The following is a 25,994-nucleotide window of genomic DNA, read 5'->3' as shown; positions in this document are numbered from 1 at the left end:
CCGGGACCACCACGTGGTGAGCGAGGTGGAGCGGTTCCGGGCGCTGCACCACGGTCGCCTGCCGGACGATCCGCTGGTGCTGCCCGGGCCGTGGGACGCGGCGAGCGCGCGGGTGTTCGCCGACGCCGGGTTCCCCGCTCTGGCCACACCGAGCGCCGGCGTCGCCGCCTCCCTCGGGTACGCCGACGGGCGGACACCGGCCGCCGAGATGTTCGCGGCTGTGGCGCGGATCGTCCGGGCGGTCGACGTGCCGGTGTCGGCCGACGTGGAGGGCGGCTACGGGCTCGCGCCGAAGGAACTGGTGGAGCGGCTGCTGGAGGCGGGCGCCGTCGGCTGCAATCTGGAGGACTCCGAGGGCGGTGTCCTCAAGGACGCGGACCGGCACGCCGCGTGGCTGGCGGAGGTGCGGAGCGCGGCGGCGGACCTGCTGTTCGTGAACGCCCGCGTCGATGTGTTCGAGTACGGCGACGGGGACCCGGAGCGCGTCATCGAGCGGGCGGCGCTGTACGTGTCCGCGGGGGCGGACTGCGTGTACCCGATCGGGGCGCCGGCCGGCGTGCTGCCGCTGCTGCGGTCCGGCATCCGCGGTCCGCTGAACGTGTTCGCCCGGCTCGACGGCGTACCGACGGCCGAACTCGGTGCACTCGGCGCCACCCGGGTCACGTTCGGGCCGGGGCTGCAGCGCAGGGCGGCCGAGGCGCTGGGGGACATCGCGGCGGGGCTGAGGTAGTCCACTGCGGGCCGGCGCAAAGGGTGGGGGGGCGGGGCCGCGTCGGTCGGCCCCTCCCCCCACCCCTCACACGTCGGCTACGAAGGCAGCCACGCCCGCCACGTCGACCGGTGCTCGTCGACCCACTTCTTCGCGGCCTCCTGCGGCGACAACTTCTCGTTGGCGATCATCAGGGAGACCTCGTTCTGGTCCTCGGTGGTCCACTTGAACTTCTTCAGGAAAGCGGCCGCCTTCCCGCCCGTCTTCGCGAAGTCGGCGTTGAGGTACTTCTGCAGCGGGGTGTGCGGATAGGCGCAGGCGACCTTCGCCGCGTCCGCGTCACAGCCCTCCTTGTAGGCGGGCAGCTTCACCTCGGTCATCGGGACCTTCTCGAACAGCCACTGCGGGGAGTACCAGTACGTGAGGAAGGGCTTCTTCTCCTTCGCGAACTGCTTCATCTGCGTGATCTGCGCGGCTTCCGAACCGGCGAACACCACCTGGTAGTTCAGCTTCAGGTTGTCCACCAGCGCCTTGTCGTTGGTGACGTACGACGGGGACCCGTCGAGGAGTTGTCCCTTACCGCCGCTCTCGGGGGTGCGCAGCTGGTCGGCGTACTTGTTCAGGTTCTTCCAGTTCGTGACGTCGGGGTGCTGCTTGGCGAAGTACGTCGGGACGTACCAGCCGATGTGCCCGGTCACTCCGAGGTCGCCGCCGGGGGCGATCGTCTTCTTGTCGTCGACGTAGCGCTTCTCCTGGTCCGGGTGGCCCCAGTCCTCCAGGATCGCGTCGACACGCCCCTGGCTGAGCGCGTCCCAGGCGGGCACCTCGTCGACCTGGACGGTGTCGACGCGGTAGCCCAGCTCGTGTTCCAGCAGGTACTGCGCCACGCCCACGTTGGCCTGGGCGCCGACCCAGGACTGCACGGACAGGGTCACCGTCTTCGCGCCCTGGGCGTTCGCGAAGGGCGAGGCCTGCTTGGTCATGTCGGCGGCGCCACAGCCGGTGAGCAGCAGCAGGGCCGATGTGCCGGCGACGGCGGCGGATGTCGTACGGAGTCGCATGTCAGGCTCCCTTCCTCACGCGGCGTTCGGTGGGCTGGGTCACCCGGTCGAGCATCAGGCCGAGGCAGACGATCGCGCCGCCGGCCACCAGGCCGGTGGCCAGGTCGCCCTGCGCGAGGCCGAACACGACGTCGTAGCCGAGCGCGCCACCGCCGACGAGGCCGCCGATGATGACGACGGCGAGGACCAGGACGACGCCCTGGTTGACGGCGAGCTGCAGGGCCGGGCGGGCCAGCGGGAGCTGGACCTGGCGCAGTTGCTGCGTGGGGGTCGCGCCGAGGGAGCGGGCGGCCTCCATGGCCGCCGGGTCGACGGCGCGCAGTCCCTGGGTGGTGATGCGGACGACGGCGGGCAGCGCGTAGACCACGGCGGCGGCGACGGCGGGTGCGCGGCCGACGCCGAACAGCGCGACCACGGGGATGAGGTACACGAACTGCGGCATGGTCTGGAAGACGTCGAGGACCGGCCGGAGCAGTCGCTCGAAGCGTTCGCTGCGGGCGGCTGCGATGCCGACGGCGAAGCCGATCACGAGGGTCACGGCGACGGCGGCGAGGACCTGCGACAGCGTGTCGAGGGACGGCTTCCACACACCGAGCACACCGATCGCGGCCATGGCGAGGACGGCGGTGATCGCGGTGCGCCAGGTGCCGATGAGCCAGGCCAGGGCGGCGACGATCAGCAGCACCGACCACCAGGGCAGCCACTGCAGGCCGTCCCGTACGGGGTCGAGGACCCACGTGGTGAAGTGGCCGGCCCAGTCGGCGGTGCCGCCGATGTAGGGGACGCCCGAGTACAGGTGGTCGGTCATCCAGTCGACGGCGTTGTTCACCGGCTCGGCGATGTCGACGACCCACGCGTCGGGCCAGTCCAGCCGGCCGACGAGTCGGCCGGCGACCGCGACGACCACCGCGGCGGCCGCCCCGAACAGCCAGGGGGTGCTCGTGCGGGCCTCGCCGAGGCGTTCGCCGGCCGCGCCCGTGACGCGGTCGAGGACGACGGCGAGGAGCACGATCGGGATGCCCGCGGAGAGGGCGGCGCCCACGTCGACGGAGGCGAGGGCCTGGTAGACGCGGTCACCGAGACCGCCGGCGCCGATGACGGAGGCGATGACGGCCATGGACAGCGCCATCATGATCGTCTGGTTGAGGCCGAGGAGGAGTTCCTTGCGGGCCAGCGGGAGGCGTGCGGTGAGCAGGCGCTGGCGGGCCGTGGCGCCGAGCGAGGCGACGGCCTCCATCACGCCCTCGTCCGCGTCGCGCAGACCGAGCGCGGTGAGGCGGGCCATGGGCGGGGCGGCGTAGACGACGGTGGCGAGGACGGCCGCGGGGACGCCGATGCCGAAGACCAGCACGACCGGCAGCAGGTACGCGAAGGCCGGGAGCACCTGCATGGTGTCCAGGACGGGGCGCAGCGCGCGGTGGGTGCGGTCGGAGAGCCCGGCGGCGAGGCCGAGCAGGGCTCCGAGGACGACGGAGGCGAGGACGGCGACCACCATGACCGCGAGGGTCTGCATGGTGGGCACCCACATGCCGAGCAGTCCGCAGGCGAGGAACGCGGCGCCGGTGCCGAGCGCCAGCCGGACACCGGCCGCGCGCCAGGCCACCACGGCGGCGACGGCGGCGACTCCGGCCCAGCCTGCCGCGAGGAGCAGCAGGTAGACGCCGTGCACGGAGAGGACGACGGCGTTGCTGACGTAGCCGAAGAAGTAGAGGAACAGCGGGTGGCTGTCGCGGTTGTCGATGATCCAGTCGCTGGCCTTGCCGAGCGGTTCGGTCAGGTCGACGGTGAGGGCGTGCGGCCAGCTGCCGCTGGCCCAGTGGGCGTCTGCGAGCGGTACGAGGACCGCGGCGACGACGGCGAGCAGCAGGAGTTTGCCGACGGCGGGGTGCCGGAGGCGGGCGGGCAGGACGGTGCGGGGAGCGGACGCGGTGACTGTGGCCATCACACCGCCTCCTTCCGCAGGTCCGCCCCGCCGCGTGGGTCCGCGCCGGTGCGGGCGTCCGCGCCGGCGGTCAGGTCCGATCCGGCGACGACGGCGAGCAGCCGCTCGTGGTCGACGACGCCGAGGCAGCGGCCGTCCTGGACGACGCAGGCGGCGCGTCCGCTGCCGGAGACGGTCCGGATGGCGTCGGCGACGACGGTGCCGGGGGCGAGGGCGTCGGGGTGCTCGGTCGCGCCGCAGTCGCCGGGCCGCATCGCCGTGCGCACGGTCATGACCTGTTCGCGGGGTACGTCCCGGACGAACTCGCGGACGTAGGCGTCGGCCGGGGAGCCGACGATCTCCTCGGGGGTGCCGAGCTGGACGATCCGCCCGTCGCGCATCAGGGCGATGCGGTCGCCGAGGCGCAGTGCCTCGGAGAGGTCGTGGGTGATGAAGACCATCGTGCGGCCCTCCTCGTGGTGCAGCCGGACGACCTCCTCCTGCATGTCCCGCCGGATCATCGGGTCGAGCGCGCTGAACGGCTCGTCGAAGAGCAGGACCTCGGGGTCGACGGCGAGGGCGCGGGCCAGCCCGACGCGCTGCTGCTGGCCGCCGGACAGCTGGCCGGGCCTGCGCTGTTCCATGCCCTCCAGGCCGACCTTGGCGACGACCTCGGCGGCCTTCGCGCGGCGTTCCTCACGCGGGACGCCCTGGATCTCCAGGCCGTAGGCGACGTTGTCGAGGACGGAGCGGTGCGGCAGCAGGCCGAAGTGCTGGAAGACCATGGCGGCGCGGTGGCGGCGCAGTTCGCGCAGCCGGCCCTTGTCCATGGCGAGGACGTCCTCGCCGTCGATGGCGAGCCGGCCCGAGGTCGGCTCGATCAGCCGGGTGAGGCAGCGGACGAGCGTGGACTTGCCCGAGCCGGACAGGCCCATGACGACGAAGACCTCGCCCTTGCGGACGTCGAAGCTGACGTCGCGGACGGCGGCGGTGCAGCCGGTGGCGGCGCGCAGTTCGGCGGCGTCGAGCGAGGCGAGTTCGGGGTCGCCCGGTACGCGGTCGGCCTTCGGCCCGAAGACCTTCCACAGGTTCTGTACCGAGAAGACGGGCTCGGTCTCGTTGCCGCTCATCTCGACTCCTTCGGCGGGCGGGGTGGTGGTGGTGCCGACTGCCGTGCTGTCGTCCGCGGCGGACGGGTTCACGTCGGTGGTCGTACTCATCACGCACCGCCCCCGATCAGCTCGGCGGCCTTCTCGCCGACCATGAGCACCCCGATCATCGGGTTCACGGCGGGCATGGTCGGGAAGACGGAGGCGTCGGCGATCCGGATGCCTTCCAGACCGCGGACCCTCAACTCCGGGTCGACGACCGCGTGTTCGTCGGACATCCCGCCCATCCGGCAGGTGCCGGCCGGGTGGTAGACGGTGTGCGCGACCTGGCGTGCGTACGCGCCGAGTTCCTCTTCGTCCGTGACGGCGGGGCCGGGGCAGACCTCGCGCTTGAGCCAGCCGGCGAGCGGCTCGGCCTTGGCTATCTCCCGGGCGATCTTGATGCCGTCGACGAGGGTGCGTCCGTCGTAGTCGTCCTCGTCCGTGAAGTACCGGAAGTCGAGGGCGGGCTTGACGGCCGGGTCGGCGCTCGTCAGGTAGAGGCGGCCGCGGCTGCGCGGCTTGGGGATGTTGGGGGTCATCGAGACGCCGTGCGCGGGGCGTTCGTAGCCGAGGCGCTCCGGGTTGTCCGTGAACGGGATCTGGTAGAAGTGGAACATCAGGTCGGGGCCCTGCTGTTCGGGGTCGCGGCGCACGAACAGGCCCGCGTCGGAGTCCATCGCGGAGTTCTCGGGGATCGGCCCGTTCGTCTCCCAGACGATCACCGACTCGGGGTGGTCGAGGAGGTTCTCGCCGACGCCGGGCAGGTCGTGCACGACCGGGATGTCCAGCTCCTCCAGGTCACCGGCGGGGCCGATGCCGGAGTGCAGCAGCAGGCGCGGGGAGTCGACGGCGCCCGCGCAGAGCAGCACCTCGTTCTTCGCGCTCACGAGGACCTCTTCGCCGTCCTTCGTGCGGACGTGCACGCCGGTGACGCGGGTCCCGTCGAGTTCCAGCTTGTAGGCCCAGGTCTCCAGCAGGAGGGTCAGGTTGGGGCGTTCGTCCATCACGGGGTGCAGGTACGCGACGGAGGCGCTGGAGCGCTTGTTGTCCTCCGGGTGGTACGCGAGGTCGAAGAAGCCTACGCCCTCGGTGAACGGCTTCTGGTTGAAGCCCTCGACGCGGGGCACGTCGAGCGCGGTCTGCGCGGCGTCCACGAAGTCGCGGGCGATGGCGTTCCGGTCCTTCTCGTCGACCGGCACGATGTTGTTGAGGAGCCGCGCGTAGTACGCCTCCATCGGCACCGCGCCCCAGCCCTTGGCGCCGGCCGCCTCCCACTCGTCCCAGTCGGACGGCAGCGGCTTGAACGCGATCAGCGTGTTGTGCGACGAGCAGCCGCCGAGCACCCGGGCACGGCTGTGCCGGATGTGGGAGTTGCCGCGCGGCTGCTCGGTCGTCGGGTAGTCGTAGTCGAGTTCCCCGCCGAGCAGGCCCATCCAGCGGCGCAGGGTCAGGACGTCGTCGCGGCCCACGTCGCTGGGCCCGCCCTCGATCACGGCGACGGTGACGTCGGGGTTCTCGGTGAGGCGGGACGCGATCACGGAGCCCGCCGTGCCGCCGCCGATGACGACGTAGTCGTACCTGTTCTCGTGCTGGGACATGAGGGGTGCTCCAAGGTGCCTTGTGCGGTGGGGGGTTGGGGAGGGGGGACGGGGACGAAGCCGGGGACGGGGGACGGCGGGGTACGGGTCCGCGCCGGGCGGCGGATCGGGTCGTCGCCCCCGGGGGCGGTGAACCGGCGCCCGGCGCCGTGCCGTCGGCCGCCGGGCCGGCGAGCGGGGCCGGCCCTGCGGGGTTCAGCCGGCGAACCAGCGCACGGGCTGCGGCGCGAGGTTCTGGTAGACGTGCTTGGTCTCGCGGTACTCGGCGAGTCCGGCCGGGCCGAGTTCGCGTCCGACGCCGCTCTTGCCGAAGCCGCCCCACTCCGCCTGCGGGAGGTAGGGGTGGAAGTCGTTGATCCAGACCGTGCCGTGGCGCAGCCGGCCGGCGACACGTCGGGCGCGGCCGGCGTCCGCGGTCCAGACGGCGCCGGCGAGGCCGTACTCGGTGTCGTTGGCGAGGGCGACGGCCTCGTCCTCGGTGGAGAAGGTCTCCACGGTCAGGACGGGTCCGAAGACCTCCTCGCGGACGACGCGCATCTCACGGTGGCACTGGTCGAGGACCGTCGCCTCGTAGAAGTAGCCGGTGGCGGGCCGGACGTCGGACGGCTCGGGCCGCTTGCCGCCGGACCGCAGCACCGCTCCCTCGGCCAGCGCGGAGGCGACGTACGCCTCGGTCTTCTCGCGCTGCTGCTCGGAGACGAGCGGGCCGCACTCCACGCCGTCCTCGGTGCCGCGGCCGAGCCGGATCGCGCCCGCCCTGCGGGCGAGTTCGGCGACGAAGCGCTCGCGCACGGACTCCTCGACGATGAGCCGTGAGCCGGCCGAGCAGACCTGGCCACTGTGGATGAAGGCGGCGTTGAGCGCCTGGTCGACGGCGGTGTCGAAGCCCTCTTCGGTGGCGCAGGCGTCGGCGAAGACGACGTTGGGGTTCTTGCCGCCGAGTTCGAGCGCGACCTTCTTGACCGTGTCGGCGGCGGCGTGCGCGACCTTCGTACCGCTGACCAGTCCGCCGGTGAAGGAGACGAGGTCGACGTCGGGGTGCTCCGCGAGGCGGGCGCCGACCGTGTGGCCGGGGCCGGTGACGATTCCCGCGACCCCGTCGGGGAGGCCCGCCTCGGCGAGCAGACCGAGCAGGGCGACGGTGGTCAGCGGGGTGATCTCGCTGGGCTTGACCACGAAGGTGTTGCCCGCGGCGAGCGCCGGAGCGATCTTCCAACTGGCCTGGAGGAGGGGGTAGTTCCAGGGGGTGATCAGCGCGCAGACCCCGACGGGTTCGTGCACGACGACGCTGTGGATGTCGGCGGAGCCCGCGTCGACCACGCGTCCGCCGCCCTCACCCACGACGAGGTCGGCGAAGTAGCGGAAGGCGTCGGCGACACAGTCGATGTCGACGCGCCCCTCCTCCACGGTCTTGCCCGCGTCCCGGCTCTCCAGCAGGCCGAGTTCCTCGCGGTCACGGACGAGGAGGTCGGCGACGCGGCGCAGCAGAGCGGCGCGGTCGGCGACGGGGGTGTGCGGCCAGGGGCCCTCGTCGAAGGCGCGGCGGGCCGCGGCCACCGCGAGGTCGGTGTCCTTCTCGTCACCCTCCGCGACCACGGCGAACGGCTTGGCATCGGCGGGGTCGAGGATCTCGCGCGTCGCGCCGGAGAGCGCCGCGCGCCACTCGCCGCCCACGTGGATGGTCTGTTCTGCCTGTTGCTGTCCGGCCATGATCGGTGTTGCCTTCCGTTCCTGTTCGACGCCCCTGAGTCACACAGGTGTGACCCCCGGGGGCCGTGAGCACATGCCCCTCGGCCCGGGATGCATGCACAACCGGACACCGAAAGTGCGCCAGGTCACGGAAAAACCCACCAAAACAGGATGAGAAGGGACGAATTACAGGTCAGCTGGTGGTGATCAGCTGCTGCAGGCGGTCCCGGTCGGGCAGAAGGAGTCCAGGGCCGTGGTGAGCTGGTCGCTCATGTCCGTACCGGCGGGGCCGCTGGCGACGATGGCGTACGGCGTGCCGTCCGCGGCCTGGAAGCGGTGGTCGATGGTCCCGGTGGGCCCGAACTGCCTGCTGTCGTAGCGGTAGCTGAACTCCGTCCAGTCGGCGCCGCTCCGACGGTTCAGGTACCGGTAGCCCTTGAACCCCTCCGCGATGTCCTGGGCCTGCGCCGAGGAATCCGTCACGGAGACCTCCTTGACCTCGAACACCATGAGCTTGCGATCGCCGCCGGGGGCCGTGTAGGTGACGACGGGCGCCAGCTTCCCCTGCGTCTGGTCGCGCGCCCAGCCGGCGGGCACGTCCACGGTGTAGCCGAGCGGATCGACCGCCCTGGTGTACCCGGGGGACGGCGCCGGGGCGGTGGGCGAGACCGGGTCGGCGTAGGCGCCCTCGTCGCCGGTGCCGTACGGGCCGTCCGAGGGGACACCGGTGGTCGCGGTGACGGTCACGGCCGGTCCGGCCGATCCGCCCTCCGTCCGGCCGCCCGCCTCGTCGTCCCTGGTGAGGGCCCAGAGCCCGCCTCCGACACCGCCCGCGAGAACGGCCACGGCGACGATCACCAGCAACAGCCGGCGCGAGTCCCCGGGCCCCTGCCCCCGGCCCCCGCCGGGCGCGGGAGCACCACCCCCGGGCCATGGCTGGACGGGCGGCGACCAGGCGGGGGACTGCTGCTGGGGCGGCCAGGACTGCGGCTGCGACGCCGGCGGCCCGCCCGGCGGCCCGGGCGTCCCGGTGGGCTGGGGCCGGTGCAGGTCGGGCCGCACGGCACCGGCCTGCGTGGCGGCGGCCCACCACTGCTCGCCGTTCCGCTGCTCCCCGTCCCCTTGCCCCCGGCCACCGTCGGAAGGGTCCGTACGGCCGCGGTCCTCACGGCCGTCACCCTCGTCACCGTCGTCGACCCACTGTCGACGGTCCGCGTCCCATCGCTGCGCCATCCCGTCACCCCCGCTCCGTCACGGCCACGCCCGTCGGCCGGGCCCCGGCGCCTGATCGCCGGCGCCTGCCGCGCCCCTGTCCCCGGCCGGACCGTAGGGACGACGATAGTGACGTTCGCGCCCAACGCACCCCTCTTTATGGCGACAAAGCACGTCCGTTCGATGCGTACTTTCCGTACGCCCCACCAGCCCCGCCCGCCCGCACAGCACTTCGCGCGCTGCTCACACGTGTCCTGCACCGGCCGGTGCCCGAGGGCACGGTCACCGAGGCCGAACCGGTGGCCGCGCGCGTGCGGCGTCCGCGCGTCGAGGCCCCCCGGCCGGGCGATCCCTTCCGGGACAACAGGCGCGGGTCCTGGTGGAGGGCACATCGACCCGGCGTACGTACGCGGTCCGGCGGCGCTACGACCCGGTGGGCGCCGTCGAGTTGTGCGTGCTGGACCACGATGGCGGGGGCCCGGGGCGCGCCGGGGACGGAGCGTGCGTAGCGCCGACACGGGCCGGTTCGGCAGGTCCGAGGGGTCGTTCGTGCCGTGTCCCGATGCCGCGCACCATGTGTTCGTCGGGGACGAGGCGGCGTCGGTCGCGTTCGGGTCGATGCCGGCGGCGCTGCCCGGGTCGACGGCCGTCTCGGGCTGTCCGGAGACGCGGATCCCCGAGGACAGGCTCCTGCACGCGGAACGCCCCGACTGGACGCTGCCCGGCACCGGTTCCCTCGCCGACGCGGTACCGGGCCGAACCCGCCGCCGGACGGCGTCGCGTACGTGGGGGCGCGGCCCGGAACGTGCAAGGCGTGAACGGGATCCTCGTCCAGGGACCGGGCGGGACCGCCGCACGGTGGTGACGAAGCCGTTCTCGGCCGCCGGGAAGCGGGAGTTGGCGTAGACCCGTCGATCAGGGACCCCGACACGGCGACGCCCGGACGGCTTTCGCCGTCCGGGCGTCGTGGTCACCGCTGGGGACCGGCCTCGGTGGAGGCGGTCCGGGCGGGTCAGATCAGGCCGAGGCCGCGGACCGCCTCGCGCTCCTCCTCGAGCTCCTTGACGGAGGCGTCGATGCGGGCGCGGGAGAACTCGTTGATGTCCAGGCCCTGGACGATCTCGTAGCGGCCGTCCTTCGTGGTGACGGGGAAGGACGAGATGAGACCCTCCGGGACACCGTACGAACCGTCCGACGGGATACCCATGGAGGTCCAGTCGCCGTCCGCCGTGCCGTTGACCCAGGTGTGCACGTGGTCGATGGCGGCGTTGGCCGCGGAGGCGGCCGAGGACGCGCCACGGGCCTCGATGATCGCGGCGCCGCGCTTGGCGACGGTCGGGATGAAGTCCTCGGCGAGCCACTTCTCGTCGTTGACGACCTCGGCCGCGTTCTTGCCGCCGACCGTGGCGTGGAAGATGTCGGGGTACTGGGTGGCCGAGTGGTTGCCCCAGATCGTCAGACGCTGGATGTCGGCGACCGTGCTGCCGGTCTTCTTCGCGAGCTGGGTCAGCGCGCGGTTGTGGTCCAGACGCGTCATCGCCGTGAAGCGCTCGGCGGGTACGTCCGGGGCGGCGGCCTGCGCGATGAGCGCGTTCGTGTTCGCCGGGTTGCCGACGACCAGGATCTTGACGTCGTCCGCGGCGTTGTCGTTGATCGCCTTGCCCTGCGGCTTGAAGATGCCGCCGTTGGCGGAGAGCAGGTCGCCGCGCTCCATGCCCTTGGTGCGGGGGCGGGCGCCGACGAGCAGGCCGACGTTGGTGCCGTCGAAGGCGACGTTCGGGTCGTCCGTGATGTCGATGCCCTGGAGGAGCGGGAAGGCGCAGTCGTCGAGCTCCATGGCGGTGCCCTCGGCGGCCTTCAGCGCCGGCGTGATCTCCAGGAGGCGCAGCTTGACCGGCACGTCCGCGCCGAGCAGCTGGCCGGAGGCGATGCGGAAGAGCAGGGCGTAACCGATCTGGCCGGCCGCGCCGGTGACGGTGACGTTCACGGGAGTGCGGGTCATGGCGTTCTCCGTATGACAGCAGGCGGTGGGGCGTCCCTGCCCCGGGTGCAGGATCGTCCTCGGCAACCGCCGCAATGATCGATCAAGGGTTTCGATGATCGATCTCTCGGCGTCAAGAGAGATCCGCCGTCAGGCTATCGCGCATCCGGGACCCCGTACGTCCGGGTCCGTGTGGCCCACCCCACAGATCTCGGGGGGAGGCGGTCGCCGGGCCCGGGAGAGGGGGTGAGCTCGGCGACCGCCATGAGGGTGCCGGGGGTCGGGGGAGGCTGTTCTCCCTCTCCCGACAGCACCGGATCCCGTGGGGGTACGGTCCGCCTGCCCCCTTCGCGCGAACTCATTCCCCCCACCCGGGGGATTTCTCAGGCGTCCCCCGGCAGACCTTCTTTCGGCCCCGCCGCCCCAGCCTTTCCCACCCCTGGCGCCACGAAGGGTCCAGCTCCTCACGCGGAGGAGCTGGACCCTTCCCGATAGAGGACGCCTACTTCGTGCAGCCCTTCTGCCCGGTCTTCAGCGTCGCGCAGGCCCGCGCGTCCCCCGCGTCCTTCACCGCGACCATCGGCGTGTACGCGTCCGCGTCCGCGTCGACCGCCCCCGTCTGCTTCGCCGCGGTCCCGGACGACACGTCGACCCGATCCCCCCGAGCCGCCTGCGTGATCCGTGCCCACGCGGCCCCGCACGTCTTGCTGTAGCGCACCTCCACCAGCGCCGTGCCGACCGTCACGCTGGTCGTGGTCGTGGCCAGTTCACCGCCGCACCCCATGTTCTCCGGGTCCTTGCCGGTGCACGGGGCCCCGGCGCACTTCACGCCGGGCGGCAGATCGGGCTGGGTGCTCGCGGACACCGCCGGGGCCTTGCGTGTACCGCCGGCCTCCTCCTTGTCCCCGCCGTGGGTGAGGTACACGGCCACCGCGACGACCACCAGCGCCCCCACGACCCCGGCGAGGAACATCGTCAGCCGCCGCCTGCGCCGCGCACGGTCCTCCCCCGCCCCGACGGGCCGCGCGTCCTGCGGCGACGGCCCCCCGGCCGCACCGCCCGCGCCACCCGTATCACTCGCACCGGGCGCACCGGGCGCACCGGCTGCAGCCCCGCCGCGTGGCGGCGCGACAACTCCCCAGCCACCACCGCCACCGGGGCCCGCTCCCGAGCCCGAGCCGGACCGGGACGACGACGTCCCCCCGTACGACGGTTCGCCCCCGTCCCGCCCGGTCGGCTGGAGCGGCACGGACGGCGACACCGAGGGTGTCGTCGCCGGTGTCGCCCTCGGCGGAATCGTGGGCGAGACCCCCGCCGGCCCGGCGATCCCCGGCGTCGCGGTCGCGCTGCCGGCCCGCCGGCCGGACGCGATTTGCTGCCCGCCACCCCCGCTCGCGGCGCCCCCCTTGGCACCGGCCGCCGGCCCGAACTCCCCGAGCGCGGCGCGCGCCTGGGATATCCGGATCGCCTCCATCGTCATGTCGTGCCGCATCTCCGAACGGCTCCAGGCGCGCTCGGCCAGCTCCCACATGGTCGTGAGGTGAACGGGACTCGCCCCGGTCACCTCGGACAGCGCGACGATCGCCCCCTTCGGCGCGAGCAGCCGCCCGTTGAGATAGCGCTCCCAGGACGTCTTGCTGTAGCCCGTGCGGTCGGCCACGGCGGCGATGCTCAGCCCGCTCCGGTCGACGAGCCGTCGCAGTTGGCCGGCGAACTCCTTGACCTGCGGATCGAGTTCATCCGGCAAGCCTTTCCAACGAGGCATTTCTTCCCCCCTCTTCCCCCGTTTCGTGCACGACGTTTCCCCCGCGTGCGACTCCCCCGGCTCCCGGTTGCCGTGTCCGGCGGAGACGACACCGTCTCCGCCGTGTCCCCGTTCTGGCTACCCACAGGGATGCGCCCGGTCCGGCTTCCAGTTCCCGGAAAGGGGGCGCACGGGTGCATTCAGGCCGGGGCGGGCACCGTCGTGCGCCACCCGGACCACGATCCAGTGTTCCATCGGCAGCCCGTACGAACAGGCCGTTCGGCGCACATCACCAAACTTGTCAACACATCGACACAACGAGGACACATGGGGGATCTCAGAGGCCACAGAAGCGGTCAGGAGTCGCAGGGCGGCCGACCGGTCCGGGGAGAAGGCGGCGTCCGCGCGAGGTACCCCCCGGCCGCGCGGCGGGCGATCCCGCGGAGCACTTCCCCGCTCGACCCAACTGCCTCTCGACCGGCCGAAGTCGGGCGGTTCCCGCGGCAGCGCGCGGAGACCGTACCGGAACGGTCACTTCCGTGCCACAGGGAGCGGCCGACTGTTGAACGGGCCGTGCCCGGTGCACAAGGGTTGACCCCAGGCGGTCCACCCGCCCGATCGCGGCCCGTCCTTACTCGGGGGAGAGGACGGGCCGCTGTCGTACCCGGACCGGCCGCCCGCACCCCCTGCCGGCCCCGCCCTCACTCACCGCCCCGGCGTGACGAGTCCCGTCTCGTAGGCGACGACGACCGCCTGCGCCCGGCTGTCCAGGGCGAGTTTGGTCATCGTCCGGTTGAGGTGGGTCTTGACCGTGGCCTCGCTGATGTACAGGCGGTCGGCGATCTCCAGGTTGGACAGGCCGCCGGCGATGAGCTTGAGGACCTCGACCTCGCGGGAGGTCAGCGCGGCGAGGTCGGGCGGCGCCCCGGCGCCCGGGGCGGGGCCGGCCTGGCGGGCGAAGGCCTCGACGAGACGGCGGGTGACGCTGGGTGCGAAGAGCGCGTCGCCGCCGCCGACCGCGGCCACCGCGGCGAGCAGCCGCTCGGGCCCCGAGTCCTTCAGCAGGAACCCGGACGCGCCGGCCCGCAGCGCCCCGTACACGTACTCGTCCAGGTCGAAGGTGGTCAGGACGAGGATGCGGGGAGCGGGGTCGGCGGCCTCGGCGAGGATGCGTTCGGTGGCCAGGATGCCGTTCGTGCCGGGCATCCGGATGTCCATGAGGATCACGTCGGGCCGGGTCGCGGCGGCGAGCCGTACGGCTTCGTCGCCGTCCTCGGCCTCCCCGACGACCTCCACGCCGGGCGCGGCGTTCAGGAGCCCGACGAGACCGGCCCGGATCAGGTACTGGTCGTCGACGACGAGCACTGTCGTCATGCCGTGGTCTCGTCCCCCCGCCGTGCGGCCCGCGCGGTGGCTGGCAGGGTCAGCCGCACGGCGAATCCCCCCTCGCTCCGCGGGCCGATACTGATCGTCCCGCCGTAGAGCTTGGCCCGCTCGCGCATACCAATCAAGCCGTGTCCGCCGCCGACCGGGAGTCTGTCCGGAATCACCCCCTCTCCGTCATTTGCGATCACGACGGTCATCTCGTGTTCCCCGTAGTGGAGTTCGACGGCCGCGACCGCCCGGTCGGCGTGCTTGAGGATGTTGGTGAGGGCCTCCTGCACGACGCGGTACGCGCAGAGTTCGACGCCCGGGGCGAGCGGGCGCGGGGTGCCCTCGACGCGCAGTTCGACGGGGACTCCCCCGGCGCGCACCCGCTCGACGAGGTCGCCGAGCCGGGCGAGACCCGGCATGGGCGCCTCGGGGCTGCCGTCCGGGTCGCGCGGGTCCTCCTCGCGCAACACCTGGAGCATGCGGCGCAGTTCCTCCAGGGCGTCACCGCTGGCGTCCCCGATGGCGCGGAGCGCGGCGCGGGCGGTGGGCGGATCGGAGTCGAAGACGAAGCGGGCGAGCCCCGCCTGCACGGAGACCACCGACATGTGGTGGGCGACGACGTCGTGCAACTCCCTTGCCATGCGCCCGCGTTCCTCGGCGACCTCGCGGCGGGACCGTTCAGCCTGTTCGGCGCGGAGTTCACGGGCGAGTTCGGCGGCGCGCCGGGCCAGATAGCCGAAGCGCCACAGGACGCAGGAGAAGACCAGCGCCTGCGCCACGACGGACGCCATGGCGTCGCTGTCGCTGACCACCCCGGCGTAGATCCACACGGCCACGAAGACGCCCGCGCACACGGCCGTGGTGCGGGCCTGCCGCACCGAGGCGACCGTGTAGAGGGCGAGCATCGGGCCGAACGTGCTCACCACCGGCCAGTAGCCCGCGGAGATGTACGCGACGCTCGCGGCCTCCACGACGGCGAGGACGACGAGCGGTGCCCTGCCGCGCAGCGCCACCGGGAGATGCGCGAGGACCACCAGGACGTAGGCGGTGCGGTCGAGTTCGGGCCAGCCCTGGGCCGCCGACTCCTGGCCGAGGAGTACGGCCACACACACCATCGCGAGGGCGGTCAGCGTGTCGACGGTGAGCGGGCGGGGCGGCCGGAAGCGCATCGGCGCAGCGTAGCGCCGTGGCCCGGTACGGGCGTCAACCCCAGGCAGTACCACGGTGGTTGCGGAGGTGTCGTCCACTACTTCCCCTGGTGGGCCGGGAGTTCCAACCGGCGCGGGACGCGGCCCGCACGCGGTGGCCCGTAGGTTCTGGAACACGACGGACCGGCCGACCACCGGACCGCATCCGAAGAGGGGAATCGGATCCATGAGTACAGGGACGACGACCAGCACGACCACCGCCACGAACAGGAGTCTCCGGGGCCGCGTGGCGGTCGCCCTTGCCACCGCCGCGCTTCTCGGCGGCGGCCTCGCCATGGCCCCCGGGGCCAACGCCTCGGTGCAGGCGCCGGCGGCCGACTCCTGCACCCAGAGCTGGTCCGTCTCCAGCGGCCAGGGCTACGCCAACGGCTGGTGGTGCAACTACGACACGAAGGTCACGGGGACGGTCCACGACACCAAGTCGGACGGCCGCTGCCCGTTCGTCCGCGGAAAGCTCACCAACGGCGGCCACGTCGACAGCAACTGGGCGGGCCCGAAGGGAGACTCCTCGCCCGTCACGCTGAAGGCGCCGAGCGGCACGTCGTTCTCGTCGCTGACGATGTCGTACATCGTCTGCTGACCTACCGCACCGCACCGACCACCCGAAAAGACCGGTGGCCCGTCCTCCCCGGGGAGAGGACGGGCCACCGGCACGTGCGCCTGCGTGAGGCCGCGGTTCAGCGGACCGTGAAGTGCAGGGTGTCGTCGAGGAACGGGATCACGAGCACTGGATTGGGCTGCGCCATCAGCGCCAGCAGCACGATGGCGATGCCGAGGACGCCGTACGTGACCATGTCCGTGAAGCGGGAGCGGACCGCGAGCATGCCCACGCTCGGCAGGATCCAGCGCATCACGGCGCCCGCGATGAGCGCGGCGCCGATCAGGATCGTGCCGGCCCGGAACTTGTCGAGCGCGGTGAGGAACAGGCCGAGTCCGACCGCCGACAGGACGGTGAGGATCGGCCACTGGCGCGCGGGGGCCGGGGCGTCTCCGGACGCTGCCCGGCCACCGCCCTCGGGACGCGCGGTGTCCCGGGTGAACAGCGGGAAGCGCCGCGTGGTGCGACGCGGCCTGCCCTCGGCGTCGGGAGCACTGATGGCGTCCCGCACCGTGGTCTCGGCGTCGGAGTCGGACTCGTCGACCGCCACGCCTTCCGCCTCGTCCGGGTCGGCCGCTCCAGCCTCCGCCGGGGCCGGAGCCCCGGCCTTCGCCTCGGCGTCGGCGGCCCGCTCGGCGCTAGCCCCGCTCTCCGCTCCGGGAGCGGCCTCGGCACGCGCGTCGGTACGCACCGCGGACCGTTCGTCGGTAGCGGTCTCGGCGTCGTCGGCTGTGTGCGCGCCGTTGGCCGCGCCCTCGCCGGACCGGTGGGTGCCGCCGTCAGCCGACACTGCGCTCCGCCGCTTCCACCACGTTGACGAGCAGCTGGGCGCGGGTCATCGGGCCGACGCCGCCCGGGTTCGGGGAGATCCACGCGGCGACCTCGGCGACGTCCGGGTGGACGTCCCCGACGATCTTGCCCTCGGCGCTGCGCGAGACGCCGACGTCGAGGACGGCGGCGCCCGGCTTCACGTCCTCGGCCCGGACGAGGTGCGCGGAACCGGCCGCGGCGACGATGATGTCGGCGCGCTTGAGGTGCGCGGAGAGGTCCCTGGTGCCGGTGTGGCACTGGGTGACCGTGGCGTTCTCGCTGCGCCGGGTCAGCAGCAGCGGCATCGGGCGCCCGATGGTCACACCGCGGCCGACGACCACCACCTCGGCGCCCTTGATCTCCACGCCGTGGCTGCGCAGGAGCGTGAGGACGCCGTTCGGGGTGCAGGGCAGCGGGGCCGGCTCGTTGAGGACGAGGCGCCCGAGGTTCATCGGGTGCAGGCCGTCCGCGTCCTTGTCCGGATCCATCAGTTCCAGAATGCGGTTCTCGTCGATGCCCTTGGGGAGCGGCAGCTGGACGATGTAGCCGGTGCAGGCGGGGTCCTCGTTCAGCTCGCGGACCACCGCCTCGATCTCCTCCTGGGTGGCGGTCGCGGGCAGTTCGCGCTGGATGGAGGCGATACCGACCTGGGCGCAGTCGCGGTGCTTGCCCGCGACGTACTTCTGGCTGCCGGGGTCGTCCCCGACCAGGACCGTCCCGAGGCCGGGCGTGACGCCCTTCTCCTTCAGGGCCGCCACGCGGACGGTCAGGTCGGACTTGATCGCGGCTGCGGTGGCCTTGCCATCGAGAATCTGGGCGGTCATGACCCCATCCTCCCGGATGACGGGGTCATGGTTCCAATCCGGGGCACCCCCTGGACGCGGCGAGGCGGCACAACCGCCCGAAGAGCGTGATCAAGCAGATTGCGACTGCACAACAGCTCATCTCACGAGCTGGACAAAATGCGCCCTTCCGATCACGATGAACGACGCAGTATCGCGGTCAGTGTTGGGGGGCAAACCGCTCATATCGTCATGTTCCTCCTCGCAATCCGCTTCGTCCCCGCATTTGCAACGGAGGAAATTCGCCATGTCTTTCGGCGCGCCGGACAACCCGTACGGACAGCCGCAGAACCCACAGCAGGGCTACGGCCATCCGCAGCAGGGACAGCCGCCCTACCCCCAGGGCCAGCCTCCCTACCCGCAGGGCCAGCCCCCCTACCCGCAGGCACCGGGCGGCGTTCCGCAGCAGGGTTACGGCTACCCGCAGCAGGGACAGCCCGGCTACGGCTACCCCGACCAGGGCCAGGCCGGTTACGGCTACCCGCAGGGCCAGCCCGGCTACGGCTATCCGGCCGGCCCCGGCCCGCGGGTCGCCTCGATGGGCCGCCGGTTCGGCGCCCGCGCGATCGACGGCGTGGCCTTCCTCGTCATCTACGTGGTCCTCGGCTTCATCGGCGTGGCCGGCTCCGTCGGCTCGGCGACGGACTGCGACCCGAACGCGGCGGACTACAACACCTGCATCAACAACGCGAGTTCCGACATCGCCGCCAAGTTCGGCGCCGTGATCGGCATCCTCGCCGTCGTGGGGCTGCTCTACGAGTGGCTGATGACCGGCCTGGTCGGCGGCACCCTCGGCAAACTCGCCGTCGGCATACGCGTGGTGAAGGCCGACACCGGCCAGAAGCCCGGCCTCGGCGCCTCGTTCATCCGCTGGATCATCCCGCTCGTGGGCGGCATCGTCTGCGGCATCGGCCAGCTGGTGGTCTACCTGTCGCCGTTCTGGGACAAGTCGGGCCGGCAGCAAGGCTGGCACGACAAGGCCGCGAGCACGATGGTCATCCAGCACTGACCTCACGGACGGCCGTCGCGAACGGACCGCCGCGGTACGACCGAGGCCCCCGGCCCTCCCTGAGGAGGGCCGGGGGCCTCGGTCGTACCCACAGTGCTCAGTGCTCAGCGCTCAGTGGAAGAAGTGCCGCGTCCCGGTGAAGTACATCGTCACGCCGGCCTTCTTCGCCGCCTCCACGACCAGCTCGTCGCGGACCGAACCGCCGGGCTGGACCACGGCCTTGACGCCCGCCTCGGCGAGGATCTCGAAGCCGTCGGGGAACGGGAAGAACGCGTCCGAGGCGGCGTAGGCACCACGGGCGCGCTCGGCGCCGGCCCGCTCGACCGCGAGCTTCGCGGAGTCGACGCGGTTGACCTGGCCCATGCCGACGCCGACCGAGGCACCGTCCTTGGCGAGCAGGATCGCGTTGGACTTCACGGCGCGGCAGGCACGCCAGGCGAAGGCCAGCTCGTCCAGCTCACCCTGGCTCAGCACGTCACCGGTCGCGAGGGTCCAGCTCGCCGGGTTGTCGCCGTCGGCCTGGAGCCGGTCGGTGACCTGGAGCAGCGCGCCGCCGTCGACGGGCTTGATCTCGACCGGAGCGGACGGGGCGTTGTGGGCCCGCAGCACGCGGATGTTCTTCTTCTTGGTGAGGGCTTCGAGCGCGCCGTCCTCGTACTCGGGCGCGACGATGACCTCGGTGAAGATCTCCGCGACCTGCTCGGCCATCTCCTTGGTGACCGGGCGGTTGACCGCGATCACACCGCCGAACGCGGACAGCGGGTCGCAGGCGTGCGCCTTGCGGTGCGCCTCGGCGACGTTCGACGCGACCGCGATGCCGCACGGGTTGGCGTGCTTGATGATCGCGACGCAGGGGTCCTCGTGGTCGTACGCGGCACGGCGGGCGGCGTCCGTGTCCGTGTAGTTGTTGTACGACATCTCCTTGCCGTGCAGCTGCTCCGCCTCGGCGAGGCCACCGGTGCCGGAGGTGTAGAGCGCGGCGGGCTGGTGCGGGTTCTCGCCGTAGCGCAGCGTGTGCGCGCGCTCCCAGGTGGCGCCGAGGAAGTCGGGGAAGCGGGACTCGTCGACCGGCGCGTAGTCGGAGGCGAACCAGGAGGCGACGGCGACGTCGTACGCGGCCGTGTGCTGGAAGGCCTCGGCGGCGAGGCGCTTGCGGGTCCGCAGGTCGAAGCCGCCGCTCCGGACCGCGGCGAGGACGTCGCCGTAGCGGTCGGGGCTCGTGACGACGGCGACGGAGGGGTGGTTCTTGGCGGCGGCGCGCACCATCGAGGGGCCGCCGATGTCGATCTGCTCGACGCACTCGTCCGGGGTCGCCCCGGACGCGACCGTCTCCCGGAACGGGTAGAGGTTGACCACGACCAGGTCGAACGGCTCGACGCCCAGCTCGGCGAGCTGCTGCCGGTGGCTTTCGAGACGCAGGTCGGCGAGGATCCCGGCGTGGACCTTCGGGTGCAGCGTCTTGACGCGGCCGTCGAGGCACTCAGGGATGCCGGTCAGCTCCTCCACCTTAATGACGGGCACACCGGCCGCGGCGATCTTCGCGGCGGTGGAACCGGTGGAGACGAGCTCGACGCCGGCGGCGTGCAGCCCGCGGGCCAGCTCCTCGAGGCCCGTCTTGTCGTACACGCTGACGAGCGCGCGCCGGATGACCCGCTTGGTGCCCTCGGTGCTCTCGGCCGTGACTGTGCTGTCGGCGGTCACTGGATAACTACCTTTCGTCCCTCAATGCGATAGCCGTTGCGGGCGAGCCGCCCCACGACATCGACGAGCAGCCTTCGCTCGACTTCCTTGATGCGCTCGTGCAGAGCGCTCTCGTCGTCCTCGTTGCGGATCTCGACCACGCCCTGGGCGATGATCGGTCCGGTGTCGACGCCGTCGTCGACGAAGTGGACGGTGCAGCCGGTGACCCGGGCTCCGTACGCGAGCGCGTCGCGGACGCCGTGGGCGCCGGGGAAACTGGGGAGCAGCGCCGGGTGGGTGTTGACGAACCGTCCACCGAACCGGGCGAGGAACTCCTTCCCCACGATCTTCATGAACCCGGCGGAGACGACGAGGTCGGGCTCGTACGCGGCGGTCGCCTCGGCGAGCGCGCGGTCCCAGTCGTCCCGGCTGCCGTGGTCCTTGACCTTGCGGACGAAGGTGGGGAGCCCGGCGCGCTCGGCGCGGGCGAGCCCCTCGATGCCGTCCCGGTCGGCGCCGACGGCCACGATCTCGGCACCGTAGGCCGCGGGGCCCGCCTCCGCGACGGCGTCGAGCAGTGCCTGCAGATTGGTGCCTGATCCGGAGACCAGCACGACGAGGCGCTTGGCCTTGGCCACGACGGGGCCCTTTCTCGGGGGAGCGTTTGTACGGTCGTACGAATGCTTCGCGCCCCGGGATACGGGGAAGTCTACGAAGCGGCCGACCGTCAGCAACGATACCGGCACACCGGGCGGCCCCCACGGGACGGGGGCGGGGCCGGAAGGTAGCGTCTGGGGAGGATCCACCCGGGAACACCGCCCGGCGCGGGGAACGCCCTGCGCACACGGGACGTTGACCTGGGACGAGCACCACCACGCACGGGGCAGCCGGCCCCGGTACCACCAGTTGCACCCGCACCGGAAACGCCCGGGGCGCGCGCCCGGGGGCCCGGAGCCCGCTGCCGTGCGCACACGCCGCCCGCCAGAACCACCAAGGGGAAGACGCTCACCTGATGCCGGACCGCAGTCTCCGACTCCCTCCGCTCCTGCTGCGCGAGCGGCGCCCTTCGTCCACCCCGCCCAGGTCGGGAGGGGACGGCTCCGTAGGCGGCGGCCCCGGCTCCGCGGGCGGCAACGGCAGCGGCTCGGCAGGGGGAAGCGACGGCGGCTCCCCGGAAGAGCACGGCCCCGACACCCCGGACACTCCCCCGTCGGGCCCGGCCGATCTCTCGAAGCCGACGAAGCCCTCGAGTTCCCCGGACTCCGACGACAACCCGTTCGCGCCGCCGCCCGAGGGGACGCCCGACCGTCCCTGGCAGCCGCGCCGGCACGGCCAGGGATCCGGGCAGAACGGCGAGGGCGGGGACCAGGACGGGTCCGAGCACTCGTCGTGGGGCAGTCACTGGAGCGACCGGCAGCCCGGTCCCTCCAGCGGCGGCGGCTTCGGTGACCGGCCCGGAACACCGCAGGGCCAGAACACCCCCGAGGGCCAGAGCGGCCCCGGCGCGAACATGCGCTGGGACCCGACGGACCCCTCCCAGCGCCGCGCCCGCTACGCACTGCTCTCCGGCATGTGGGCGTTCTTCTTCGCCCTCTTCAGCTGGCCGTACGTGGCGCTGCTGCTCGGCGCGCTCGCCCTGTACTGGGGCGTCAGCGCCCTCCGCGGCAAGGCGCGTGTCCCGGCCCCGGACGCTCCGGCACCCGATCAGAGCGCCCGCCCCCAGCAGGCCGCCTCGAACGCCCGCCCCCAGACGACCGCGGCGGTGAGCGGCCTGGTCACCGCCTCGCTGGCCATCCTGATGGTCGGCGCGACGTTCACGGCCCAGCTCGTCTACAGCGACTACTACTCCTGCACGAACGACGCCCTGACGAACGCGGCGAAGAAGTCCTGCAACGACCTGCTCCCGAAGGAGCTGCGCGGAGTGCTCGGCACGAGCGACTAGCACCGCGCGCCGGGTCCTCCCGGAGCACCGGACGCAATGGGCCGGCTCCCCTCCCGACGGGGAAGCCGGCCTTGTCGTTCACCCGCCGGACCTCCTGACCGACTCTCGGGCGGACGGGCGGTCGGGCGGTCGGGCGGTCGGGCATCGTCTCAGCCGGAGTGGTCCGCGGCGCCGGTGTTCTCGCTCCCGGTGTGGCTGAGGCCGTCCGGGTCCGGGTGGTCCGCGTCGTCCCCGCCGGACGGCTGCGGGTCGTCGCGGACCGGACGGGGCGGGTCGTCCTGGACAGGTCGGGGCGCGTCGCTCGGGTCGTCCCGGGCGGCCCGAGCGTCGTCCGTGTGGGCGTCGGCGTCGGCCGGGTCGTCGGCCCCGGCGGTCTTTCGCAGTGCCGCCCAGCGCTCTTCCCCGGACGTGCCCTCGTGCCACGCCGCCGGGGTCGCCTCGCCGGGCAGGAAGTCGTACGGCTCCAGGTCCTCGAGGACCGACTCCAGCACCGCCGGTTCGACCCGCTGCGCGGATCCGGTCCGGACGGGCGGGGACGGTGACGGGACGGGTGCCGGGGCGGCCGCGGGCGACGGAGCGGACGCGTCCTTCGAGCGCCACGGCGTCCACGCGGGCATCCGCAGCCGCGGAACCCACGCGAAGCGGCGTCCATCGAGGCGGGGTGGCGCACTCCGGGGAGCGGCCGTGCGCTCCGGCGCCGGGGCACCCCGGGCCTTCCACGCGCGGACGCCCACCGCGACGGGAATCCCGACGGTCGCCGTCCACACCGCGGCCGCCGGTCCCACCTGCCACCACACCGGCCCGAAGTGCGCCAGGGCGGCCACGCCGAGCGGGCCCCCGGCGAGCCCGGCGAGCAGACCGAGCACGACACCGCACAGGCCGGCCGCGAGAGCCACGACGGACACCGTCCGACCGCGCGACCAGACCTCGTCCCGACCGTCGGTCCCGCGCGTGGTCCCCGCCTTCACCACGAACCACGCCACCGTCACCCCGGCGGCCACCGGCACCGCACCGCTCACCCAGTTCAGCGGCTCCCCCGCGCCCGTCCCGGGCACCGCCGCGAGCAGCGGGAACGCGGGGAGGAGATCGGTCGGGCCGCGCGTCCCCGAGGCCGCCGCGGTGAGGGGACCGGCCACATGCCCCGCGGTCAGGACGACGCCCGGCCCGAGCCCGTACGACGCGCCCCACACGGCCGCGTTCGGGACCAGCGCCAGGCAGAGCAGCAGGACGGCGAACCGTCCGGACCACACGCCGGTGAGCTGGAGGAACGAGCCGCGGGCCGCTCCCCCGTGCCACACCAGGGACACCGCCACCAGCAACGCCCCGCCCCCGACGAGGACGGCCACCCCGGCCGCGGCGGCCCGTGCCGCTCCGCCGAGCACCCGGTCGTCGTCCCCGGCGGCGAGACGTCGTACGCCGGAGAAAGGACCTGCCCGGGTGAAGGGCGCGGCGTCCACGGCCCGCCTCAGCCACAACGGCAGCGGTCCCCACGGGCGCCCGTACGCCGTCCAGATCCCCGCTCCCGCGGCGCTCGCGGCGAGCAGGGGCAGGCAGACCACGGCCCACGGCCAGGAGGGACGCAACGCGCCGCCCGAGGCGTAGATCGCGGCGGCCCAGCCGACGGACAGATAGCCGGCCACGACGCCGGCCCAGGCCGTGCGCGGTGACGCCTCCGACGTCACATCGGCCGCCTCGCGCGCGGCCCGGTGCAGCAGCCACGCCGGGAGGGCGAGCAGCAGGAGCGGGGTCACCCCCACCGGCATCGCCACACCGGAAGGGGCGTCGGTGCGGATCAGCTCGACACCGTGCGCGAGGAGCCAGAGCGCGGCGGCGACATGCAGCGCTCCGTCCGGCCCGCTGTCCGGGTAGGGCGAGCTGATCCACAGCACCACGACGAGGACGGCGAACGAGCCGAGTCCGAGCCCCGCGGCGAGGGCGCCACCCAGGAGGCTGGCGGCCAGTCCGGGGGATCTGTCGCGCATCCGAGTGAGCAGGGGCGACAACGAGAGCCTGCGGTCGGTGATTTGGGTCACGCACGTCATGCTCCCAACGACACGCGCTTTCTCGTCGTAACAGGCGAACCTCCGATGTGTCGCTCAATATGCAGTTATGTACTTCTTCGTACGAAAGGGCGCCCGGTGGGATCCGACATGACACAGGGCTCCGCCACCCCGCTGCCCGCGCCGAAGGAGCGCCGCCGTCTGCGGGAGGCCCGGGCGTTGACGCAGGCGGAGCTGGCGGCCCTGATCGGTGTCAGCCGGTCGACGGTGCGCTCGTGGGAGACCGGCCGTACGACACCGCGCGGCCGCAAGCTGGAGGCGTACGTGAGGCTGCTCGGCGTAGGGACGACCCTTTCGGACGACGCGGTGAGCAGCCGTCAGGAAGACTCCGTACCCGCCCTGGTGGGAGCGGGAGCACCACCGGCCCGGGAGACAGACGTCTACGAGGACCTGACGGCCGACGGCCCGGAGGCCGCCGAACCCGCGGACCGGGTCGGCGTGGACGTCGACGTGCACCCGGCCCGCGAAGAGGGTGAATGGGGCGGCGCGGACGAGGACTCCGGCGTCCGCGCGCCGTCGCTGACGCCCACTCAGGCCTTCGACGCGCTCTACGCGTTTGCCGCCCCCGCCCTCGTACGGCAGACCTATCTGCTGACCGGGCGGCGCGAGCTGGCCCGCGAGTCCGTGGAGCGGGCCTTCCAACTCGCCTGGTACCGCTGGCCGGAGGTGGCCGTGGACCGGGACCCGGCCGGCTGGGTACGGGCGACGGCGTACGAGTACGCGCTCTCCCCCTGGCACCGGCTGCGCCCGCGCCACCGGCACCCGGAGGCACCGCCCGCCGGCGCCTCCGACCGCGTCCTGCTCGACGTCCTGCTCAATCTGCCGCCCGTGTACCGGCGCACGCTGCTGCTGTACGACGGTGTCGGGCTCGGGCTGCCGGAGACCGCGGCGGAGACGGAGGCGAGCACGCCCGCGGCCGCCAACCGGGTGCTGCACGCACGCGAGGCCGTCGTGGCCCGGCTGCCCGAACTGGCGCTCCCCGAGGACCTGCACCGGCGGCTCACCGAACTCGCGAGCACGGAACGGCTGCGCGCTGCGAAGCCCCGTACCGTCCGCGATCACGGCGAGCACCGCGCCCGGCAGTGGACCCGCGCGGCCATCGCGTTCACGGTCCTGCTCATCGGCGTGACGGCGCTGACGCTGCGCACCGCGCCGGACCACTACGAGGCGCCGCTGTCCCCGCCGGAGACCATCCACGGTCTGCCGCCCCGCTCCGCGCCCGGCCCCCTGTCCGACGAGGAACTGGTCCTGCGCGCCAAGCTGAGGTCCGAGACGTCGAGCGGTCCCGAGCGGATCGTCCCCGATATCCGCTGACATCCCGGACCGGGAGCGCCGGTGACCGGAAACGCCGGTGGGCCCGCACCCTGGGGTGCGGGCCCACCGGCGTGTGTGCCGTTGCGGCAGC

The 25,994-nt window shown here is 72.9% G+C and carries 21 protein-coding genes; 6 read left to right on the top strand and 15 right to left on the bottom strand.

What is annotated here, in order from left to right:
• The first annotated feature begins 16 nt into the window (after positions 1 to 16).
• Positions 17 to 730 carry an isocitrate lyase/phosphoenolpyruvate mutase family protein gene (locus tag ACIRQH_RS27485; protein WP_358821863.1) on the top strand — a complete coding sequence of 238 codons (714 nt, stop codon included), beginning with the start codon at positions 17 to 19 and terminating at the stop codon, positions 728 to 730.
• Between the two features lie 77 nt (positions 731 to 807).
• On the opposite strand, the gene ACIRQH_RS27480 is transcribed toward ACIRQH_RS27485, so the two are convergent.
• From ACIRQH_RS27480 to ACIRQH_RS27455, 6 genes are all read right to left on the bottom strand, one after another.
• Positions 808 to 1,770: an ABC transporter substrate-binding protein gene (locus ACIRQH_RS27480; protein WP_358821862.1), complete on the bottom strand. Its 963-nt coding sequence runs from the start codon at positions 1,768 to 1,770 to the stop codon at positions 808 to 810.
• Position 1,771: 1 nt separating this feature from the next.
• Complete coding sequence (locus ACIRQH_RS27475) at positions 1,772 to 3,712, bottom strand: ABC transporter permease (RefSeq protein WP_388929583.1); 1,941 nt, start codon at positions 3,710 to 3,712, stop codon at positions 1,772 to 1,774.
• Positions 3,712 to 4,821 carry a glycine betaine/L-proline ABC transporter ATP-binding protein gene (locus ACIRQH_RS27470; protein WP_388929759.1) on the bottom strand — a complete coding sequence of 370 codons (1,110 nt, stop codon included), beginning with the start codon at positions 4,819 to 4,821 and terminating at the stop codon, positions 3,712 to 3,714. Before ACIRQH_RS27470 ends, ACIRQH_RS27475 begins: the two co-directional genes overlap by 1 nt.
• Positions 4,822 to 4,910: 89 nt before the next feature.
• Positions 4,911 to 6,440: a GMC family oxidoreductase gene (locus ACIRQH_RS27465; RefSeq protein ID WP_388929582.1), complete on the bottom strand. Its 1,530-nt coding sequence runs from the start codon at positions 6,438 to 6,440 to the stop codon at positions 4,911 to 4,913.
• A gap of 195 nt (positions 6,441 to 6,635) precedes the next feature.
• Entirely contained in the window at positions 6,636 to 8,150 is a 1,515-nt protein-coding gene (locus ACIRQH_RS27460; protein ID WP_388869273.1) for an aldehyde dehydrogenase family protein, read from the bottom strand.
• Positions 8,151 to 8,336: 186 nt separating this feature from the next.
• The gene (locus ACIRQH_RS27455) at positions 8,337 to 9,362 is read right to left on the bottom strand and encodes a hypothetical protein (RefSeq protein WP_404227279.1); all 1,026 of its coding nucleotides are present in this window, start codon (positions 9,360 to 9,362) and stop codon (positions 8,337 to 8,339) included.
• A gap of 480 nt (positions 9,363 to 9,842) precedes the next feature.
• Between ACIRQH_RS27455 and ACIRQH_RS27450 the strand changes: the two genes are divergently transcribed.
• Positions 9,843 to 10,247 (top strand): hypothetical protein, encoded by a 405-nt coding sequence (locus ACIRQH_RS27450; RefSeq protein ID WP_404227277.1) that lies wholly within the window; start codon positions 9,843 to 9,845, stop codon positions 10,245 to 10,247.
• 106 nt (positions 10,248 to 10,353) lie between these two features.
• Here ACIRQH_RS27450 and ACIRQH_RS27445 read toward each other — a convergent pair whose 3' ends face one another.
• The 4 genes from ACIRQH_RS27445 to ACIRQH_RS27430 all read right to left on the bottom strand — a co-directional run bounded on the left by ACIRQH_RS27445 (position 10,354) and on the right by ACIRQH_RS27430 (position 15,609).
• The gene (locus ACIRQH_RS27445) at positions 10,354 to 11,343 is read right to left on the bottom strand and encodes a malate dehydrogenase (RefSeq protein ID WP_358821856.1); all 990 of its coding nucleotides are present in this window, start codon (positions 11,341 to 11,343) and stop codon (positions 10,354 to 10,356) included.
• 481 nt (positions 11,344 to 11,824) lie between these two features.
• Complete coding sequence (locus ACIRQH_RS27440; protein ID WP_404227274.1) at positions 11,825 to 13,087, bottom strand: DUF2690 domain-containing protein; 1,263 nt, start codon at positions 13,085 to 13,087, stop codon at positions 11,825 to 11,827.
• 684 nt (positions 13,088 to 13,771) lie between these two features.
• Positions 13,772 to 14,440: a response regulator transcription factor gene (locus tag ACIRQH_RS27435; protein WP_358821854.1), complete on the bottom strand. Its 669-nt coding sequence runs from the start codon at positions 14,438 to 14,440 to the stop codon at positions 13,772 to 13,774.
• Positions 14,437 to 15,609 (bottom strand): sensor histidine kinase, encoded by a 1,173-nt coding sequence (locus ACIRQH_RS27430; protein ID WP_404227271.1) that lies wholly within the window; start codon positions 15,607 to 15,609, stop codon positions 14,437 to 14,439. The genes ACIRQH_RS27435 and ACIRQH_RS27430 overlap by 4 nt, the downstream gene beginning before the upstream one ends.
• 205 nt (positions 15,610 to 15,814) lie before the next feature.
• Between ACIRQH_RS27430 and ACIRQH_RS27425 the strand changes: the two genes are divergently transcribed.
• Positions 15,815 to 16,228: a hypothetical protein gene (locus ACIRQH_RS27425; protein ID WP_388869258.1), complete on the top strand. Its 414-nt coding sequence runs from the start codon at positions 15,815 to 15,817 to the stop codon at positions 16,226 to 16,228.
• A gap of 97 nt (positions 16,229 to 16,325) precedes the next feature.
• Here ACIRQH_RS27425 and ACIRQH_RS27420 read toward each other — a convergent pair whose 3' ends face one another.
• On the bottom strand, positions 16,326 to 16,796 hold the full coding sequence (locus ACIRQH_RS27420) for a DUF3017 domain-containing protein (RefSeq protein WP_404227562.1): 471 nt from the start codon (positions 16,794 to 16,796) through the stop codon (positions 16,326 to 16,328).
• A gap of 229 nt (positions 16,797 to 17,025) precedes the next feature.
• Positions 17,026 to 17,880 carry a bifunctional methylenetetrahydrofolate dehydrogenase/methenyltetrahydrofolate cyclohydrolase gene (locus ACIRQH_RS27415; RefSeq protein WP_358821852.1) on the bottom strand — a complete coding sequence of 285 codons (855 nt, stop codon included), beginning with the start codon at positions 17,878 to 17,880 and terminating at the stop codon, positions 17,026 to 17,028.
• 265 nt (positions 17,881 to 18,145) lie between these two features.
• On the opposite strand from ACIRQH_RS27415, the gene ACIRQH_RS27410 reads away from it, so the two are divergent.
• Positions 18,146 to 18,907, top strand: a complete 762-nt coding sequence (locus ACIRQH_RS27410; protein WP_358821851.1) for an RDD family protein — start codon at positions 18,146 to 18,148, stop codon at positions 18,905 to 18,907.
• 111 nt (positions 18,908 to 19,018) lie between these two features.
• Here the strand turns inward: ACIRQH_RS27410 and purH are convergent, their stop codons facing one another.
• Together purH and purN are read right to left on the bottom strand one after the other, a co-directional pair.
• Positions 19,019 to 20,608, bottom strand: a complete 1,590-nt coding sequence (purH, locus tag ACIRQH_RS27405; RefSeq protein ID WP_404227268.1) for a bifunctional phosphoribosylaminoimidazolecarboxamide formyltransferase/IMP cyclohydrolase — start codon at positions 20,606 to 20,608, stop codon at positions 19,019 to 19,021.
• Positions 20,605 to 21,225 (bottom strand): phosphoribosylglycinamide formyltransferase, encoded by a 621-nt coding sequence (purN, locus tag ACIRQH_RS27400; RefSeq protein WP_081218971.1) that lies wholly within the window; start codon positions 21,223 to 21,225, stop codon positions 20,605 to 20,607. Before purN ends, purH begins: the two co-directional genes overlap by 4 nt.
• 374 nt (positions 21,226 to 21,599) lie before the next feature.
• On the opposite strand from purN, the gene ACIRQH_RS27395 reads away from it, so the two are divergent.
• Positions 21,600 to 22,529: a hypothetical protein gene (locus tag ACIRQH_RS27395; protein WP_404227265.1), complete on the top strand. Its 930-nt coding sequence runs from the start codon at positions 21,600 to 21,602 to the stop codon at positions 22,527 to 22,529.
• Between the two features lie 149 nt (positions 22,530 to 22,678).
• Here the strand turns inward: ACIRQH_RS27395 and ACIRQH_RS27390 are convergent, their stop codons facing one another.
• Entirely contained in the window at positions 22,679 to 24,571 is a 1,893-nt protein-coding gene (locus ACIRQH_RS27390) for a DUF6350 family protein (RefSeq protein WP_404227262.1), read from the bottom strand.
• 108 nt (positions 24,572 to 24,679) lie between these two features.
• Between ACIRQH_RS27390 and ACIRQH_RS27385 the strand changes: the two genes are divergently transcribed.
• Complete coding sequence (locus ACIRQH_RS27385) at positions 24,680 to 25,903, top strand: helix-turn-helix domain-containing protein (RefSeq protein ID WP_388929575.1); 1,224 nt, start codon at positions 24,680 to 24,682, stop codon at positions 25,901 to 25,903.
• Positions 25,904 to 25,994: the final 91 nt, after the last annotated feature.

The sequence above is a fragment of the Streptomyces sp. NPDC102279 genome (genome assembly GCF_044766365.1).
Taxonomy (GTDB): Bacteria; Actinomycetota; Actinomycetes; order Streptomycetales; family Streptomycetaceae; genus Streptomyces.
The sequence above is the reverse complement of the archived record's forward strand: the minus strand, read 5'-3'. Positions and strand labels throughout refer to the sequence as shown.